This is a genomic window from uncultured Campylobacter sp. (assembly GCF_938017705.1).
In the GTDB taxonomy this organism is placed as follows: Bacteria; Campylobacterota; Campylobacteria; order Campylobacterales; family Campylobacteraceae; genus Campylobacter_B.
Genome location: NZ_CALIIS010000232.1, coordinates 1 through 16,939, shown reverse-complemented (window position 1 = coordinate 16,939; position 16,939 = coordinate 1). Strand labels below are relative to the sequence as shown.

Genomic DNA, 16,939 nt, shown 5'->3' with positions numbered 1-16,939 from the left:
TCCGTCCTAGCCGTGATTTGGGCGAAATTATAATATTTTTGCGCTAAATTTCAAAATCTAAATTTCGTGCGCGAGCTAGGCTATAGAGCAAAATATGGGGGGCGGTCGGTTGGGATACGCCACAAACGCTTCCGATTAAGCTTTTTTGCCTCGGCGGTTTGCAATACCCGCTTGCGCGAGCGCTCCGTAAATAGGGTTTTAAGCGTGATTGAAGCTTGGTTTAATGATCTAGCTACGATATCATTAAACGCTTATCTCACACCAAATCTTGCGGAATTTAGGCGCAAAATTTCATCGCATAATTTGTGAGCTGCGATATTTAAATTTAAGCTTCCTTTTGCAATTTAATCGCTCACCGCACTTAAATTTAAATCCTCGCCTCGCAATTTTAAAATAAGCGTTTTGAAATTTATCGCTCGTGGCGTTTAAATTCCGTGTCTAGCGAGCCTTGAACTCATATTTGAAATTGCATCGCTTGCGATGCACGCATTTGCCTGTTACGCTTGAATTTTAATCCGCATTAATTGAAATTCTAGCTGCTTAAAATTATCGCTTCCTCGCACAAGACGGTAGTTTAAAATTCCAATTTCGCGCTTTTTTTGGGAGCGGCTCGACGTAGATACGCAAAATTTTGATATTTTACGCTTGCAAAATTCTAAAAATTATATCATCGCCGCGGCTAAATTGCAGATTTGTTTAAATTCTGGTTCTTAAAATTGTAGCTCCAGCCGTTACACGAGATTTTTAATTCAAAGAGCCTTGCCGCGTAAATTCTAATCTCTCTGAGTCCAAAAATTGACGCCGCTTAATACATGAATTTAAACGCGTTTTAGAATTCAAATTTAGCCCGCCTTGTTACCATTTTCGGTCGAGCTCTATAAAATTTCGGCAAATTTTATACTTGCAAAATTTTAAAATTCTACCGCCGCAAAATAGGGCGGAATTTCATCTCTGCGGCTTGCCGTCGCCGAATTTTGCGACTATCTCCTCACTGCAGCTCTCCTTTGGCGCCCAGCCATCGCGCTTCATTCGCGCCAGATTGTCGCACGCCTCCTGCGAGCCGCCCTCGCAAAGCTCGTCGTATATCACGAGGCTGCGGCATTGCCCGCTCGCGAAACTCTCCAGCGCCGCAGCGTTGCCTAGGCAGGCTCGCTCGCGCAGATCGCTCATCGCGTGCTCGCCTGCGCCGCTCATTTTATCTCCCTGCTTCCGCTCGGCGAGGGTGGCGAGCTCGCACGCGTCTGCGAAAAAGCCCTGCGCTTTGAGGCGGTTTCGCACGACGCCGCGACCGCCCAGCTCGTATCTCATCGCCGCTTCGTAGCATGCGGTGGCATCTTTTTTGCTGCATTTTGCTAAAAGCGCGCTAGTTTTTGCACCGCTAAATTTAAACTCTTTAGCTTTGCCGTCCGCGTTTGCTAAACTAAGCACCAGCGCCGCAGCCAGCGCAAGCTTTAAAGCTTCCATCTCTGCTCCTTTTGATTTTATTTATCCGCTCGCGCGCTCCGATTTACTGCTTCATCGCGTGTCGCACTCGCCGCCTGCTAAAATTTCAAAGGCTTACGCGCCCTATTTGCGATCGAAGCTTGGAATTTTATCGCCTCTGTCGCGCTAATTTTTCGGCAGTAGATCGAGCACCGCGCAGGCGCGCTTGTTGTGCATTTTGCACGCCCTGTCTAGCGCCTGCCCCGAGAGCTCAAAGCTCTGAGGGGTGCCGATTCCTTGGAGATATTTGACCGACAGCTCGTAGCAAGCTTCGCTACTGCCGGCATCGCACTGCTCGCGAAAAAGCTCAAACGACGCCACTACGTCCTTCTCTATGCCCAAGCCGCGCCCAAGCGCATCTGCGTAGAAAAAGCACGACAGCTGATCTTTTCGCTCGCAGCCGCTTTTCAGACCGCGCGCTACGCGATCGCAGGAGCCTTCGTCGCTTTTTACGATGCAGCTTTGCAGATCCGCCCGCGAAATTCCGTCCGTTTGGATGACCACATCGGCGCTGCTTTGCGAGCCGGCGCTTGCTTCGCCGCTCTTTAGAAAGTGCGCGCTTTGGGTCCCGCCGATACTCGTTGTTTTGTCCGCTACGGAAATTTTATCCGCTCGCGCGCTCTCGCCGCAGTTTGCCGCAAGTGCGCAAAATAGCGCCAAAAATAGAAATTTTTTCATACCCGCCTCCGTTAAATTTAGCGCCATTTTAATTAAAAATGCTGAATTTAATGAAAATGCGCTCTGCCCTAAATTTCAGCTTTGCGCCGCAGCGTGTTTGGAGCGCAAAATTTAAAGCACGCCGCCGAGGTGATCGATCACAGGCTCTTTAGCGCCGCAAGTACGTTTTGCGCGTCCTGCTCGGGTTCAGCGATACGGCTAAAGCGCTTTATCTCCTTGCCGTCTTTAAAAATCAGGGTTTGGCGGTGGTAAAATTTCTTCCCGTCGCCGGTGGTGAAGGTTTCGAGCCGAAGCGGCGCTTCAAGCTCGAATTTTTCGTCGTTTACGAACTCAAACGAGGCGCCCGTAGCGCGCTTAAACTCGCTCGTGCCCACCTCGCCCATACTGCCTACGGCGATAAGCTCGAAGCCTAGGGCTCTTATCTGCGCAAGCGCGCTCTCGTATGCCTTGCACTGAAGCGTGCAGCCCGTAAGCCCCGCCACACCGTGCAACTCTTTCGGCAAAAATTTGCCGCTATCGCCCATTTTCGGGTAGGTAAAAACTACGCAATTTTTCGGTAAATTTATCATCTCTCGCCTTTTGATCGAAATAGGTCGCAAAAATAGCATAAAAAATCTAAAACCCGCTTAACGGATGAAATTTTGCAGCCTCTTGATATCATTGACGAACTGCGTTTGAATGAAGAACTTTTTGACGGCGTAAGCAAGAGCGGCGAGCCCGCAGGTAAAATTTCACCACCAAACAAACGGGAGCTAAAAATATTGCGAGACAAAAATCTCAGCGAGCATACGCGGAAATTCCTGCTGAATATGGAGAGCTTTTACGACGGATACGACGTCGAACCCTATACCTGCGAAGTCGCCGTATCGCCCAAAATTTTAAAATTTTTCGAAGCAAAGAAGTTTTTTCGCTCGCAAAAGATCGAAGGTAAATTTAAAAACGGCTGGAGCCGCCTAAGCTACGAGATCAGCAGTGACGATATGATTTTGATGCTCGCGCAAAGATTTTTTCCGCATTTCGTGATTCTCTCTCCGCGCACCGCCCGCAAAAAATTCGACGCTCAAATCCGCGAGTATCTGCAAAATGAGAAGCTTGAATTCGATTAAAATTTAAACGCATTTTTATGTAGCGCTAGCCTGGTTTCAAATGGAATTAAATTTAATATGATAAATTCCATATATACTGAACTGGCGTAAAATTTTATCTTAAATCGAAGGAGGCGCGCCGCGATGCAGAAGAATAACGTTGATATAAATGGCATAAATATAGTCTATTATAGTGCGGGCAATGCGAGCGAGAGCATTTTCTTGCTACACGGAGGCGGGGTTGATTCTGCAATGCTTTCGTGGAAAGAGATCATACCACTACTTAGCAACGAATATCGCGTCATAGTGCCCGATTTACCGGGATACGGCGATAGTGATAAGATAAAGGGCGAGTACTCTTTAAAATTTTATACGGAAATCTTAAAAGCCTTTATTGAGAAATTAAGCGATGGACCTATAGTTTTGGTTGGTATTTCGCTAGGCGGCGGTATTAGTATAAATTTGAGCTTGAACTATCCTGAGTTAATAAAAATTCTAGTGCCGCTCGATGCATGGGGATTATTTAAAAAGCTACCACGTCATAGGCTTTTGTACTGGTTCGTGCATTCAAGGCTAAATGATAATTTAAACGCTTTGGTTTGTAAATTTCCATCTATAATCAAATTCTCGCTTAGATATAATCTTTTCGGTGATAAGTCCAAGATTAGCAATGAATTGGTTTGCGAAATAATCGAAGCGATGAAAAAACCGGACGCCGACAGAGCTTTTATTTCGTTTCAGCGAAGCGAGATAAAAAAGGAAGGAGTTGCAACCGATCTGTTCTCTCGACTTAATGAGATTAAAATCCCAGTATTATTGGTCCACGGATCTTTGGATAAATTAATCCCGCTAGAAGGAGCCGTCCAGGCGAGCAAAATAATACCTAATTGCGAAATTTATATAATGCAAGGCTGTAAACACTGGCCCGCAAAAGAAAGACCGCAGGAATTCGCTGCTGTTTTAAAATCGTATATAAAGAGGCACAATGGTCGCTTGCACTTTAGAACTTAACACCCATTAATTCCGCGCGGCACCGCAGAATTTTACCTAGGAATTCTCACTCGTTGTTTCCCGCGATCGTTTCGATTAATTTGCGTTTGTTGCGGCGGTTATAAAGCACCGACGAAAGGAGCGATAGCGCGATGAATAAGATCCCCACGGTGCCGGTTATGATCTCGCTTACTTCAAATTTCAGCTTGGCAAACATTATAAATGCCAAACACGCGATGGCGTAGTGCGCGCCGTGCTCCAGATACGCGAAGTGCGACAGCGTGCCGCGGACGATAAGATACAGCGTGATGGAGCGCACGAACATCGCGCCTGCGTCGAGGCCTAGCATGATGATGAAGATATTATCGCTTAGCGCAAACGCGCCGATCACGCCGTCGAAGCTAAAGCTCGCGTCCAGGGTTTCTAAGTATAAAAAGCCCGCAAGGCCGTTTTTTACGCCGTCCGTGCCGAAAAGGCGGTCGAAGCAGGAGATGAGTAGATAGAGTAAGATCGCGCCGAAATACGCCGCGCCGAGCGTAGCCGAGCCCATTTTAGCAAGCAGCACGAGCCCCGCGGCTAGAGCGATCAGCGTGGGGGCGTTTGGAATGCGCTTTAAAAATCGCACGAGCCCGTTATTTTCGATTATGCCTAGCCAGTGTAGCTCGCGCTGCTCATCGAAGAAAAAATCGCAAAAGACCATCAATAAAAAAGCGCCGCCGAAAACGTAAATTTGCGCTTCGTTCTCGCTTAAAATTTCATGGTAGCGGTGCGGCTGCTTAAGCGCCAGCACGAGGGTTTCCCAAAGACCCAGATGCGCGCTTGCGGCGACGATTAGCACGGGGAATAAAAATCTCATGCCAAAAACCGCGATCGGAATGCCCCAGAGGATAAATCTGCTCTGCCACACCGGCGCCATATCTTTTAGCACCTTGGCATTGACTACAGCGTTGTCGAAGCTGAGGCTAATTTCGAGTGCGCATAAAAGCGCACAGATATAAGCGGCACCCGCGCCGCCGATATAAAATGCGATAGCAAGCGCAATTAGGCTTACTACAAAAGAGGAGTAAAAATATTTCATCGCTGTCCTAGCCGATTTTTTGCGCGATTTTAGCAAAATTTAGCCCTAAATTCTATATAATTGCAAAAATTCCAAAAAAGGCAAAAGATGCTTACCAATCCCGTATTTATCAGTATCTGTGTGATGTGCGCGCTGTGCTTGCTGAGGTGCAACGTAATGCTTGCGATCCTAATCGGCACGATATGCGCCGTGCTCTCAAGCAAAATCCCACTAGGAGATGCCATAAATTTATTCATAAACGGCAACCCCGAAAACGCCGGCAGTCTCGGCATGGGCGGAAATTTAGAAACCGCGCTCTCATATCTGTTGCTAGGCGTCATCGCAAGCGCGATCTCAAAGACCAACCTAACGGCGATCTTAGTGCGCGCAGTGGCAAATTTAATCAGCGACAAAAAATACGTCTTTATCTTTTCGATCGCCTTTTTTGCGTGCTTCTCGCAAAATTTGATCCCCGTGCATATCGCCTTTATCCCGATTTTGATCCCGCCACTAGTCAAGATCATGAACTCGCTAAAGATCGACCGCCGCGCCGTAGCATGCGCGCTGACGTTCGGCTTGCAGACACCGTATATGGCGCTACCGCTGGGATTCGGACTTATCTTTATGGGGCTAATCGAAAAAAATATGAACGCAAACGGCATCGCGGTAAGCCTAAGCGATATATCGAGCGTAATGTGGCTAAGCGCCGTGCCGATGCTTGTGGGTCTCATCCTAGCCGTGATCTACTACCGCAAGCCGAGGGAGTATGCCGAAACCAAACAGAGCCTGGATGCGCATTTTAGCGAGCTTAAGATGGGTATGCGAGAGTGGGGCGCTCTAGCGGGCATCGCGGTGTGCTTCGCGGTGCAAATTTGGATCAAATCCCTTCCGTTTGCCGCGCTTAGCGGAATTTTGGTAATGCTTGCGAGCAAAGGCATCGAGTGGAAGAAGCTCGATAGCGTATTCGACGAAGGCGTGCATATGATGGGCTACATCGCGTTTTTGATGCTGATCGCCGCAGGATACGGCACTATCTTAAAAGAAACCGGCGGCGTGAACGAGCTGGTGCACGTAGCGAGCACTTTAAGCGGCGGCAAGCTCGGCGGTGCGCTGTTGATGATCGGTATCGGACTGCTAGTGACGATGGGCATAGGCTCGAGCTTCGGCACGATCCCTATCATCGCTACGATATACTGCCCGCTAGCCGCGCAGCTGGGCTTTAGTACAGCGGCGACGATCTTTATCATCGGCGTGGCCGCGGGTATCGGCGATGCGGGCTCGCCTGCGAGCGATAGCACGCTCGGGCCTACCGTGGGGCTGAATATCGACGGCGAGCATAGCCATATGTGGGATACCTGCGTGCCGACCTTTATTTTCTTTAATATCCCGCTAATCATATTCGGCATAATATTTTCGATGATGTTATAGATTGCGGAATTTACGCGGGTTTTCGCGGACGGAATTTTAGAATTTTAGAATTTTAGAATTTTAGAATTTTAGAATTTCGCCCGCATGGCGCTGCTCGTAAATTTTGTAAATTTACGAATGCGACCATTGTTAAATTTAGCTGCGCGGCTTTACTTTTAAATTTGCTCGCGCGATTTTGCCAAATTTATTTGCGTCGCTCGCGCGATCGGCTTAAATTTAACTGCTCGCGGCGCGTTGATGAAAATCATTGCTAAAATTTAAAATTTCGCATAAAATTGGCGAAATTTCATAGCAAGGAGCGGTGGTGGAGCAAATTTATCCTTACGTGCAGATCGTCCATCTCATCTGCGCCCATTATCTTTTTGGGCTACATATTTTTCGACGTCGTGATTTTTATGCGGCTTAAAGGCACGCTGGGCGCGGACTTTGAGCGCGTTAAAAAAGCGATCGGCTCGCGCGCGATTAAAATCATGCCGGTTTGTCTTTTTACGCTGATAATCACTGGCGGAATGATGATGAGCCGCTGGGTCGGGAGCGCTAACGGCGGATATTTCGGCACGCCGCTTCAAAAAATCTTTATGCTAAAGGTCACGCTCGCGCTCATCATCGCCGCGTGCGTAGCGATAAATTTGAGCTGCCGCGCGATGGGAAGGCCTGCGCCTGAGTTTTTGCGAGCAAATATCCACAAAATCGCTTTTGTATTCGGATTCATCATCGTGCTTTGCGCCAAGCTGATGTTTGTAGTATGATTTATGGCGCAAAATTTAGCGCTGACGGCGCGACTTTTATCGCGGAATTCTGTAGCGCGGCAAAGATTTAATTTTGCTTGCTTTTGAATTTTGTCGTTTGCTAAAAATTTTAAAATTCCGTTTTGCTGGGCGGAGCGCATAAATTTAATAATTTTAAATTCCACTATGTCTGCGCTAAAGCGCGAAATTTTAAAATTCCACTCCTTTCTTGTGCTGTTTTGTCAAATGCAATCTGCAAAATTTAATCTCATAAAATTTTAAAATTTCATCGCAAGCTTTAAAGTGCTCGTAAAATTTCTCGCCAATCCTACGCTGAAAATTTTGTAAAATTCTGTGGCTTTAAAATTTTGCAAAATTTTAAAAATTTTAAATTCTATCGCTAGGATGCGGATGAAAACTCTAAAAAAAGCTCGCGTGGAATCGAAGCAAACAATGAAAAAGCGAATTTATTTGACGACTTTACTTACTATTTAATAATCATTAAAGATATAAAAAGCTAAAATTGCTTTTCGCCCGCGGGCGAATTTAATGTCTGCTTGCCATTCGGGCGGGATTTTGAGGTTTTCCGTAGCCGTGGCAATGGTTTTGAAATTATTTATGAGAAAGGAAAAAGGATGAAGAAATTTCTCTTAAGTCTGCTCATCGCAGCTTTGGCCAGTAGCGCGCTTTGCGCAAGATCGCTCTCCGAGATCAAAAGTAGCGGAGTACTTAGAATAGGCGTTTATGACGCGCAGCCGCCGTTTAGCAAGATAGAAGATGGCGTGCATCAGGGCTTTGAGGTCGATATGGCAAACGCCATCGCTAAAGATATGCTTCCATCAGGCGGAAAAGTGGAGTTTACCTCCGTGCTTGCAAATCAGCGTATAAAATTTTTACAAGAAGATAAGGTGGATGCGGTTATCGCAACTCTTACCGTAACTCCGGAGCGCGAGAAGCAGATCGATTTTACGACCCCGTATTTTAGTGTCAATATAGGCATTTTAACCCGCGTCGAAGATAAGATTAAATCTTTAAACGAATTGCAAGATAAAACTATTTTGGTTCTTAGCGGCGGTACTGCAGAAACATACTTTGAAAAGCAAGGCTATAATATCGCCAGATGCGATAACGCAAACGCCTGCTATAAGGCGCTAAAAGCCGGACAGGGCGACGGGTATGCCGATGACAACCTAGTCGTGCTGGCTTATCCGGTATTAGATAAAAAGGTTGAAGTAAATATCAAAAATTTAGGCACTTCGGATTTCTTAGCCATCGGCGTGAAAAAGGGCAATTCGGAGCTTTTGGATTTTCTAAACGGCGAGCTAATCAAGCTAAGCAAAGAGGGCTTTTTCAAAAATTCGTTCGATAATTTCATTGAGCCTTACTACAAAGGAACTGCAGAGAAAAAGTATTTCTTGCTAGACGATCTTTATAGCTTGCTGTAATTTTAAAAAAAGGGGGACGCTATGAAAAAGATAATCTTGGCGTTGATGCTGGCTGCGTGTTCGCTTCTTAGCAACACTTTGACTCAAATCAAAGAAAAAGGGGTTATTCGAATCGGTATAGATGGCTCGTCTCCGCCGTTTAGCGTCGCTAAAGACGGCGAATATAGCGGCTTTGAGATACTCTTAATCGAAGGGCTTGTTAAAGAAATTTTTGGTGATAAAGGCAGTAAGATACAATATGTCGTAACGGTAGGCGATGATCGTATAAAAGCGGTACAGGATAACAGAGTTGATTTAGATATCGCGCTAATCTCGGTTACGAAAGAGCGCGAGAAGCTGGTAGATTTCTCCGATCCATACTTTAGCGTAAATATCGGCGTGCTAACTCGTAGCGACGATAATATCAGAAAGGTCTCCGATCTAAACGGAAAGACTATACTGGCGCAGCCCGGCACTACTGTGTTTGATTACTTTACGAAACAGGGCTATAACGTAGTACCGTGTGCGAGCGCAAATGAATGCTTTAATGACCTAAAATCGGGTAAGGGCGACGGATACGGCGATGATAATCTACTTGTATTTGCTTATGCCGTAGTCGATTACAAGGTTGAGGTAAATATCAAGAATTTAGGCTCGACGGACTTCCTGGCCATCGCGGTGCAAAAGGGCAATACTGAGCTGCTTAACGCGGTAAATGCGGGACTAATTGAGCTAAGTAAAAAGGGTTTTTTTACAAAAATTTTTGATGAGAGTATTGAGCCTTTTTATAAAGGCACCGTCGATAAAAAGTATTTCTTGCTGGACGATCTTTACAGCTTGTTTTAATTTAAAGTGGCGATGGATGGAATTCTATTCGCTGGCAAAATTTTAGTAAAATTTAAAGGAATTTTATGAAAAAGATTATATTTGCGTTGCTAATCGCTTCGTGTTCGTTATTTGCTAACTCTTTAGCGCAGATCAAAGAAAAAGGGCTCATTCGTATCGGAATAGACGGCTCACTGCCGCCACTTAGCGTCTCTGAGGACGGAAGATATAGCGGTTTTGAAATTTCGCTTATCGAAGAGCTCGTGAAAGAAATTTTCGGCGATAAGGGCGGCAAAATCGAATATGTCGTAACTCTAGGCAATGATCGTATCACAGCCGTGCAAGATAACAAGGTCGATTTGGATATCGCAGCCATCACGGTTACGAAAGAGCGCGAGAAACTAGTGGATTTTTCAAATCCCTACTTTAGCGTAAATATCGGCGTGCTAACTCGCACCGATGATAATATAAAAACCGTAGACGATTTACAAGATAAAGAAATTTTAGCAGAGCCCGGCACTACGGCGTTTGATTATTTTAATAAGGAAGGATTTAAGGTTATCTCATGCGCTAGTTCTAGTGAATGTTTCCGAGCGCTAAAATCCGGTCGCGGCAGCGGCTATGCAGACGATAATATGGTAGTTTTGGGCTATTCGGTTGTAGATCGCAAGGTAGAGGTAAATATAAAGAATTTAGGCACGACGGACTTTTTAGCTATCGCAGTGCAAAAAGGCAACGATGACTTGCTAAACGCCTTAAACGACGGGCTTGTCAAGCTCAGCAAAAACGGCTTTTTCAAGAAAATTTTTAACGACAGCATAGATCCTTTTTACAAGGGCAAGGCTGAGAAAAAATATTTCTTGTTAGATGATCTTTATAAAATGTTTTAATTCAAAGGACAAAATATGAAAAAAATTCTACTAAGTATTTTGCTGGGTGTTGGCGCGCTTTGCGCTAATTCCCTAGCAGATATCAAGCAAGCAGGCGAAATTCGCATAGGCTTGCAAGATTCCCAGCCTCCGTTTAGCTTCGATGATAACGGCACGCTAAAAGGCTTTGAGGTTGATTTGGCAAATGAGTTAGTCAAAAATCTATTCGGCAATAAAAAGATCAAAATCGACTTTATCTCCGTAGCATCTAAAGATCGCGTCCCCTCACTGGAGCAAAACAAAGTAGATCTCATCATATCCAAGCTTACCGTCACAAAAGATCGCGTTCAGAAAGTCGATTTTTCTTACCCGTATTATTCAGTGCAAATTGGCGTGCTAAGCCGTAAGGATGATAATATTTCAAGAATCGATCAGATCGCGCATAAAAAAATTCTAAGCGTTAAGGGCACAACTGCCGAGGAGCACTTCAAAAACGCGGGCTATGAGATTGCGACATGTGCCGATGCGAATGAGTGTGTTGCCAGACTAAAGGCTGGCGAGGGCATAGGCTTTGCCGACGATAATACCGTAGTGCTAGGATACGCTAGAAACGATGCCGCGCTTGATGCGAAAATCATTAACCTTGGCAAGGTAGATTATATCGCCGTTGCCCTATCTAAGGGCAATACCGAGCTACTTGATGCGGTCAATAGCAGCCTGGTAAAAATGTATAAAGCGAAATTTTTCCATAAGGCTTTTGACGAGGATATCAAGCCATACTACGGCGGCAAGATCGATAAAAAGCACTTCACACTCGATGAGGTTTATAGCCTGTTTTAAATTTAGACATATTTAAAATTTTAAGGCGTCCTTTGACGTACAAACATACGCGCAGCTGCGATATTTGATCGCAGCTCGCTTTTGCCGCCAAGGCTTCGGCGGCAATTTATAATTTAAATTCCGTATTTTTACGGATCCCGGTTGCGATATAAAATTTTATGAGATTTTGATATGCGGTTGCGAAAGAATGTGGCTTCTAAGAGATAGTCGGTCGTGCGAAATTCTAATCCGAGTAGTAAAATTTTATATCCTTTTTCAGTTGCGTCGGCAGCACGTTAAATTTAGTCCTAAAAATTTTAGAAAAATGCGATAAATTATTATATCCGACCATTTTGGCGGCTTCGTTTACGCTGATTTGATCTAGACTCAATAGCTCTTTTGCAATCTCAAGCCGCTCATTTGTCAGCATCGCATAAACGCTCGTGCCGAAATATGCTTTAAAATCCCTTTTTAGTGCAAATTCGTTCGTAGCGCAAAGATGAGCGAGCTCCTTAATGCTAGGTGGGTTTTGCATATTTTCAAGTAATATTTTCTTTGCTTTTTGGACTGTTTTTATGTCATTTTCATCAAGACTAAGCGTATTTTCAGGCTCATTAAATTTATAAAAACTTTTATAAAGCATCTCTAAAATTTTACTTTCCATAAAAATTTCGCGCATTTTGCCGTCGTATATCGCGGCATTTTCGATTTCTTTAAGGATGATATTTTGCATGGCGCTCGTTTTAAATTTCTTCATGCAAACGGCTTGATCTAAATTCAAATTTTTTAAAATTCCCAGCTCATTTGCAAAAGCGGTGCTAAGCGCTATGCAGGAGCTTTTATAGTGTTTATTTTCAAGCTCGTGAACGCCACGTAATTTGCTTTGCATAGTTCCGAGCCAAAACTCACCTTTATTCAAGACGAATTGATCTTTATCCGATCTGAAGCAGATAGGATTTTCGCCAGTATTGAAAAATAAAAATGAATAGCGGCTGCCCCGTTCGTGGCGATGCAAAAGAAAATCTCTGCAAATTATATCGCTGCTATAATATCCTATCTCTCCGCCCGTATAAAAAGAGCTAAAGCCGAATTTTATACTTTCGCTTTCAAGCTCGGTTTTGTTATACCCACATTGCTTGGACGGCTCAATGTCGTTAGATATTTTTTGTAAAAAATCATCTAAACTTATCTCTTTACTCATCTTATCCCTTTAGCGTTTAAAATAATCCCTCTGCCGTTTAGTATTTCTTGATAATGCATATCTTATTATAGTAAAATGAGTTTAAATTTTAATAAGAAAAGGGGCGTTTGTGCACGTAATATATAAATTATCGCTGATTGCTGCTATAGCGACAGCTGGAATATCGAGCGAGATAGAAAAACAGGACAAAAGCGTAAATTTGGGTGAAATTACCGTAGTCAGTGCTACGGGCTATCGGCAAAATATCCAAGACGCACCCGCTTCTATCTCCGTTCTTACGCAAAAAGAGATACAAAAACGTAACTATCAAGATATCTCTGCAATGGTAGAGGATTTGCCGAGTGCCTTTACCGCAACGCTAGGTGCTGCATCGAGAAAAGGCATAAGCCTAAGAGGTCTGTCTCAAAAGTATACAAAAATTTTAATCGACGGCAAGCCTGCAACCAGCGATAGTGCTTATAAAGGATTAAGAAGTATCGGCAGCAGCCAGAATTTCTTGCCTCCCGCAAATGCGATAGAGCGCATAGAGGTCATCCGCGGTCCTATGAGCTCGCTTTACGGCAGCGACGCTATGGGCGGAGTAATAAATATCATCACCAAGGGCTTTTCAAATGAGCCTAGCGGCAATGTAAACGGATACTATACTTTCGCTAAAAAATCGCAAATAAAAGGTGATTATCAAACGGGTTTTTATCTAAACGGAGCTATCGTCCCGGACGTGCTAGGTATCGCACTTTACGGCAGATTTTTTGAAAAGATAGAGGATAAAGAGCCTTATGCGAATAGAAATAATGAAGAGACGAATATAGGCGCAAAACTGATGTATAACGTAACGCAAAATGATGAGGTAGCGCTTGATTATCGTAAAGTAAATAATAAATTTAGGCGTACATACGGGCGTACGCGAACAATCTCGGGAGGCAATAACGATATTGCGAAAGAGGATATGAAAGGCTACACTGCAAGCCTGTCTCATCAGGGAAAATACGATAAGTTTATGATAGATAGCTATGCAAATTACGATAGCATGAAAGAAAGCGGCGCCCAGGATCTGCGTCTTAGAACGACTACGTTAAATTCTAAAGGCTCATATTTTTTCGATTCAAATGCTTTGAGTTTGGGCGTGCAATACCGAAGCGAGAGATTAAACGAAGCCGCTACTACCGCAGATGAGGCAAATGTCAAAAGATGGGATTATTCGATCTACGGCGAGGATGATTTTTATCTAACTGATGATTTAACACTAACCGGCGGAATCAGATATAACCGCGATAAGGACTACGGCGGCCATATATCGCCGCGCGCTTATGCCGTTTATCGTTTAAACGAAAGTTTTTCTATTAAAGGCGGCGTTTCGACAGGATATTCAACTCCGGATATTAAGCAGCGTAGCGAGGGCCTTGCCCTGCCATTTGCAGGAGGCCAGGGAGCGCAGATAGGCAGAAGCTCTCTAAAGCCTGAAAGCAGCATAAGCTACGAAGGCGGATTTTCTTACGACGATAACGATAAATTTAACTTTAGCGCTACCGCGTTTTATACCAAAATCAAAGATGGAATTTCTACCAAATTAATTTGCCGCCCAAGACCGGGAAATCCTTGCGTGCATAACGGCAAAACTTACAGGCGCGGTATTTGGGACACTATAAATATCGGAGAAGCCGAGGTTAGGGGTCTAGAGCTAAGTAACGATTATCAAATTTTAGATAATTTGAAGCTGCATGCAAACTACGCCTATACGAAATCCGAGCAAAAAACGGGTAGCGAGAAGGGCAAAACCTTAAATAATTTTCCAATCCATTCGGTAAAGCTAGGAATTGATTACGACGTAAGCTCCAAGCTAAACTTATGGTCGCAAATAAATTATTATAGTAGGACGCGCGATAGCCTAAGCTACGATGAGGATATCCGCTCATACACGCTTTTTGATCTGGGCGCGAGCTATAAAGTCACAAAAGACGCAAGTTTAAATTTTACGCTTTATAACATATTCAACGAATTCGTACTAACGCGCTCGGGAAATTACCAAATGATGGTTGTAGACGGGATGAAGGCGCAGGTTGGATTTAACGTGAATTTTTAAATTCGCGGCGCATAAATTTCGTCCGCGGATTTAAAATTTAAGGAAATTAATGGCGATTCTAAAAAGGAAAAAATTTTGGTTCAACGTCCATCTTGTTTTGACGCTTATATGCTGCGTGCCGATCTTAATCGTAGCCCTTAGCGGCGCTATTATCTCGTATCATGATGAGATTATAGATGCGTTAAATCAAAGCAAATCTTTCGTGAGCCCGAGCGGAAAAGACGCTCTTAAACCCGCCAAAATTTTAAATATTTTCAGAAAAGCCAAGCCCGGCTTTACGCTCAGTTATTATAGAATTCCTCAAAATAAAAATGAGGCGATTAGGCTTTCCGGCACAGATTCTGGCGGCGAGTTTAAATCATATTTTATAGATCCTTATAACGGCGAAATTACTTCGGAAAATATAGGCGATACGTTTATCGGCGTAGCGCTAAATCTACATACTAATCTGGGATTTGGGTTAAGTAAAAACAAAACTCTGCGGCTAATAGGCAAAAATATCGTGGCGTTTAGCACAATTATGTTTATTTTAGTCTTAATTTCAGGCGTGGTGATCTATTATCCTAGCTTTAGAGGAAAGATTTTACGCGCATTTAGGATAAATTTTAAAGCGAGAGGTTACACGTTTTTATATAGCTTGCACGGCGCGGTCGGAGTTTTGCTGCTGCCCGTTTTGCTTACGATAAGCGCTAGCGGGCTTTATTGGTCGTATGATTGGATAGCCAAAATCACCAACAGAGCGCTAGGCGAAAAGGAAATTTTTAGAAAAACGAGTTTTACCGAAGTGCGAGGATTTTCGCTTGAGGATGAAGATAAAATTTTAAATTTGCAGACGGCATTTGATATTTTTAAGCGTGAACGCGGTGAAAACTACGAATTCTTCAATATTATCGCTCAAAAAGATGGAGAAAATTTTATGATCTTTTATTTCGATAAAGGCGAAAAGAGCGAAGAGCATATGAATACGATGAGTATAAACGTTAAAAAGGGCATCTTACGGCATGCTCGCTATGATGATACGAAAAGTACCATGCCGCGCCCGTTTACTATACATAAAGCCGTTTTGAGCGTGCATTCGGGCTATATCTTCGGCGAAGCGGGTAAGTTCTTGTTTTGCGTAGCGGCGATTTCAGTGTTATTTTTTATAGTTACGGGATTTTGGATGAGCATAAAAAGAATTTGCAAGAAAAGATAAATCTACGAATTCAAAGCGGAGAGATAGCTTGTCCGCGGCGTAAATTTAAAATTTTATCCGAAGCGGTATCGCTTCTTTTCAGTTAATAAAATTTTATGTGTAGCGCTTTGAAATACTGCGTGCAGAGTCTTTGTGGGCCTTGTGCCGCATCTTGATTTTGTTAAATTTGCTCCGGCGTTTCAACCGCGCTTATTTGCCGTTTATAAAATCCCTGATATTTTGCGCGATCATCTTTATCAGCCGTTTGCGGGCCTCTATGCTTGCCCATGCGATGTGAGGCGTGATGACGACGTTGCAGCGATTTTTCACGCGCAGCAGCGGATGATCCGCCCTCATCGGCTCTGTTTGCAGCACATCAAGTGTCGTGCGCAAGCCTCGCTCGTCCACGGCGCGAGCCAGCGCGTCCTCATCCACGATGCCGCCGCGGCCGAAATTCATCAAGATCGCCCCCTCTTTCATCTTTGCAAGCTCTGCCTCACCGATCAATCCCGCCGTTTTTTCATTTAGCGGGGCGTGGATAGAAATGATATCGCATGCCCTCAAAAGCGCGTCCAGGCTCACTCTTGCAAACTCGCCGTTATCGTTCGCGCCGCTAGTGGAGTAGTATCTCACGTTCGCGCCGAACGTAGCGGCGATGCGGGCGACCTTTGCGCCGATCTGTCCAAGCCCGATGACGCCGAATTCTTTGCCGTAAATTTCGCTGATCGGCGCGTCAATGTGGGTAAAAATTTCGCTCTCGCACCATTTGCCGCTGCTGCCGTAATCCGCGTAGTATCCGAGCGCGTTGGTTAGCGCAAACAGCGACGCGAAGGTCTGCTGCACGACGCTGTTCGTCGAATAGCCCGCCACGTTTTTCACCGCGATGCCGCGAGCCTGCGCTGCCTGCATGTCGATATTATTCGTGCCCGTGGCGCTGACGCAGATCAGCTTAAGCGCAGTTTGCGCCATGATCTCATCCGTGATTAGGACTTTGTTGGTTATGACGACGTCAGCGTCGCGTAGGCGCTGCGCGGTTTGCGCGGGCTCGGTCATCTCGTAGCTTTCAAACTCGCCCAAGCTCGCGATCTCGCTAAGATCG

Annotated in this window: 15 protein-coding genes and 1 pseudogene; 10 read left to right on the top strand and 6 right to left on the bottom strand. The window is 44.6% G+C overall.

Translation table 11 applies throughout. The annotated features are described in order from the left end of the window. Positions 1–945: 945 nt before the first annotated feature. The 3 genes from Q0605_RS10730 to Q0605_RS10720 form a co-directional block, all read right to left on the bottom strand. On the bottom strand, positions 946–1,464 hold the full coding sequence (locus Q0605_RS10730; protein WP_298706856.1) for a hypothetical protein: 519 nt from the start codon (positions 1,462–1,464) through the stop codon (positions 946–948). A gap of 144 nt (positions 1,465–1,608) precedes the next feature. Continuing rightward, positions 1,609–2,160, bottom strand: a complete 552-nt coding sequence (locus tag Q0605_RS10725; RefSeq protein ID WP_298706855.1) for a sel1 repeat family protein — start codon at positions 2,158–2,160, stop codon at positions 1,609–1,611. A 137-nt stretch (positions 2,161–2,297) separates the two neighbouring features. Further along, positions 2,298–2,729, bottom strand: a complete 432-nt coding sequence (locus Q0605_RS10720; RefSeq protein WP_298706854.1) for a redoxin — start codon at positions 2,727–2,729, stop codon at positions 2,298–2,300. A gap of 72 nt (positions 2,730–2,801) precedes the next feature. On the opposite strand from Q0605_RS10720, the gene Q0605_RS10715 reads away from it, so the two are divergent. Both Q0605_RS10715 and Q0605_RS10710 read left to right on the top strand, forming a co-directional pair. Then, positions 2,802–3,266 carry a WYL domain-containing protein gene (locus tag Q0605_RS10715; protein ID WP_298706853.1) on the top strand — a complete coding sequence of 155 codons (465 nt, stop codon included), beginning with the start codon at positions 2,802–2,804 and terminating at the stop codon, positions 3,264–3,266. A gap of 123 nt (positions 3,267–3,389) precedes the next feature. Continuing rightward, complete coding sequence (locus Q0605_RS10710; protein WP_298024437.1) at positions 3,390–4,256, top strand: alpha/beta hydrolase; 867 nt, start codon at positions 3,390–3,392, stop codon at positions 4,254–4,256. 46 nt (positions 4,257–4,302) lie between these two features. On the opposite strand, the gene Q0605_RS10705 is transcribed toward Q0605_RS10710, so the two are convergent. Further along, entirely contained in the window at positions 4,303–5,313 is a 1,011-nt protein-coding gene (locus Q0605_RS10705) for a DUF475 domain-containing protein (RefSeq protein WP_298706852.1), read from the bottom strand. A gap of 87 nt (positions 5,314–5,400) precedes the next feature. On the opposite strand from Q0605_RS10705, the gene Q0605_RS10700 reads away from it, so the two are divergent. The 6 genes and pseudogenes from Q0605_RS10700 to Q0605_RS10675 all read left to right on the top strand — a co-directional run bounded on the left by Q0605_RS10700 (position 5,401) and on the right by Q0605_RS10675 (position 11,406). Continuing rightward, positions 5,401–6,720, top strand: a complete 1,320-nt coding sequence (locus tag Q0605_RS10700) for a Na+/H+ antiporter NhaC family protein (RefSeq protein WP_298706851.1) — start codon at positions 5,401–5,403, stop codon at positions 6,718–6,720. A gap of 304 nt (positions 6,721–7,024) precedes the next feature. Next, positions 7,025–7,469: pseudogene (locus tag Q0605_RS10695) on the top strand (copper resistance protein CopD). 614 nt (positions 7,470–8,083) lie between these two features. Beyond that, positions 8,084–8,893, top strand: a complete 810-nt coding sequence (locus tag Q0605_RS10690; protein WP_298706850.1) for a transporter substrate-binding domain-containing protein — start codon at positions 8,084–8,086, stop codon at positions 8,891–8,893. A gap of 21 nt (positions 8,894–8,914) precedes the next feature. After that, entirely contained in the window at positions 8,915–9,718 is an 804-nt protein-coding gene (locus tag Q0605_RS10685; RefSeq protein ID WP_298706849.1) for a transporter substrate-binding domain-containing protein, read from the top strand. A 65-nt stretch (positions 9,719–9,783) separates the two neighbouring features. Next, positions 9,784–10,587, top strand: coding sequence for a transporter substrate-binding domain-containing protein (locus Q0605_RS10680; protein WP_298706848.1), 804 nt, complete (start codon positions 9,784–9,786; stop codon positions 10,585–10,587). Positions 10,588–10,602: 15 nt separating this feature from the next. Continuing rightward, positions 10,603–11,406 carry a transporter substrate-binding domain-containing protein gene (locus Q0605_RS10675; protein WP_298706847.1) on the top strand — a complete coding sequence of 268 codons (804 nt, stop codon included), beginning with the start codon at positions 10,603–10,605 and terminating at the stop codon, positions 11,404–11,406. A gap of 223 nt (positions 11,407–11,629) precedes the next feature. Here Q0605_RS10675 and Q0605_RS10670 read toward each other — a convergent pair whose 3' ends face one another. Further along, positions 11,630–12,586: an AraC family transcriptional regulator gene (locus tag Q0605_RS10670; protein ID WP_298706846.1), complete on the bottom strand. Its 957-nt coding sequence runs from the start codon at positions 12,584–12,586 to the stop codon at positions 11,630–11,632. A 109-nt stretch (positions 12,587–12,695) separates the two neighbouring features. Here Q0605_RS10670 and Q0605_RS10665 point away from each other — a divergent pair, with 109 nt between their 5' ends. Together Q0605_RS10665 and Q0605_RS10660 are read left to right on the top strand one after the other, a co-directional pair. Continuing rightward, complete coding sequence (locus tag Q0605_RS10665) at positions 12,696–14,666, top strand: TonB-dependent receptor (RefSeq protein WP_298706845.1); 1,971 nt, start codon at positions 12,696–12,698, stop codon at positions 14,664–14,666. Between the two features lie 49 nt (positions 14,667–14,715). Beyond that, entirely contained in the window at positions 14,716–15,861 is a 1,146-nt protein-coding gene (locus Q0605_RS10660) for a PepSY-associated TM helix domain-containing protein (RefSeq protein ID WP_298706844.1), read from the top strand. 189 nt (positions 15,862–16,050) lie between these two features. Here the strand turns inward: Q0605_RS10660 and Q0605_RS10655 are convergent, their stop codons facing one another. After that, on the bottom strand, positions 16,051–16,926 hold the full coding sequence (locus Q0605_RS10655; RefSeq protein ID WP_298706857.1) for a D-2-hydroxyacid dehydrogenase: 876 nt from the start codon (positions 16,924–16,926) through the stop codon (positions 16,051–16,053). Positions 16,927–16,939 lie beyond the last annotated feature (13 nt).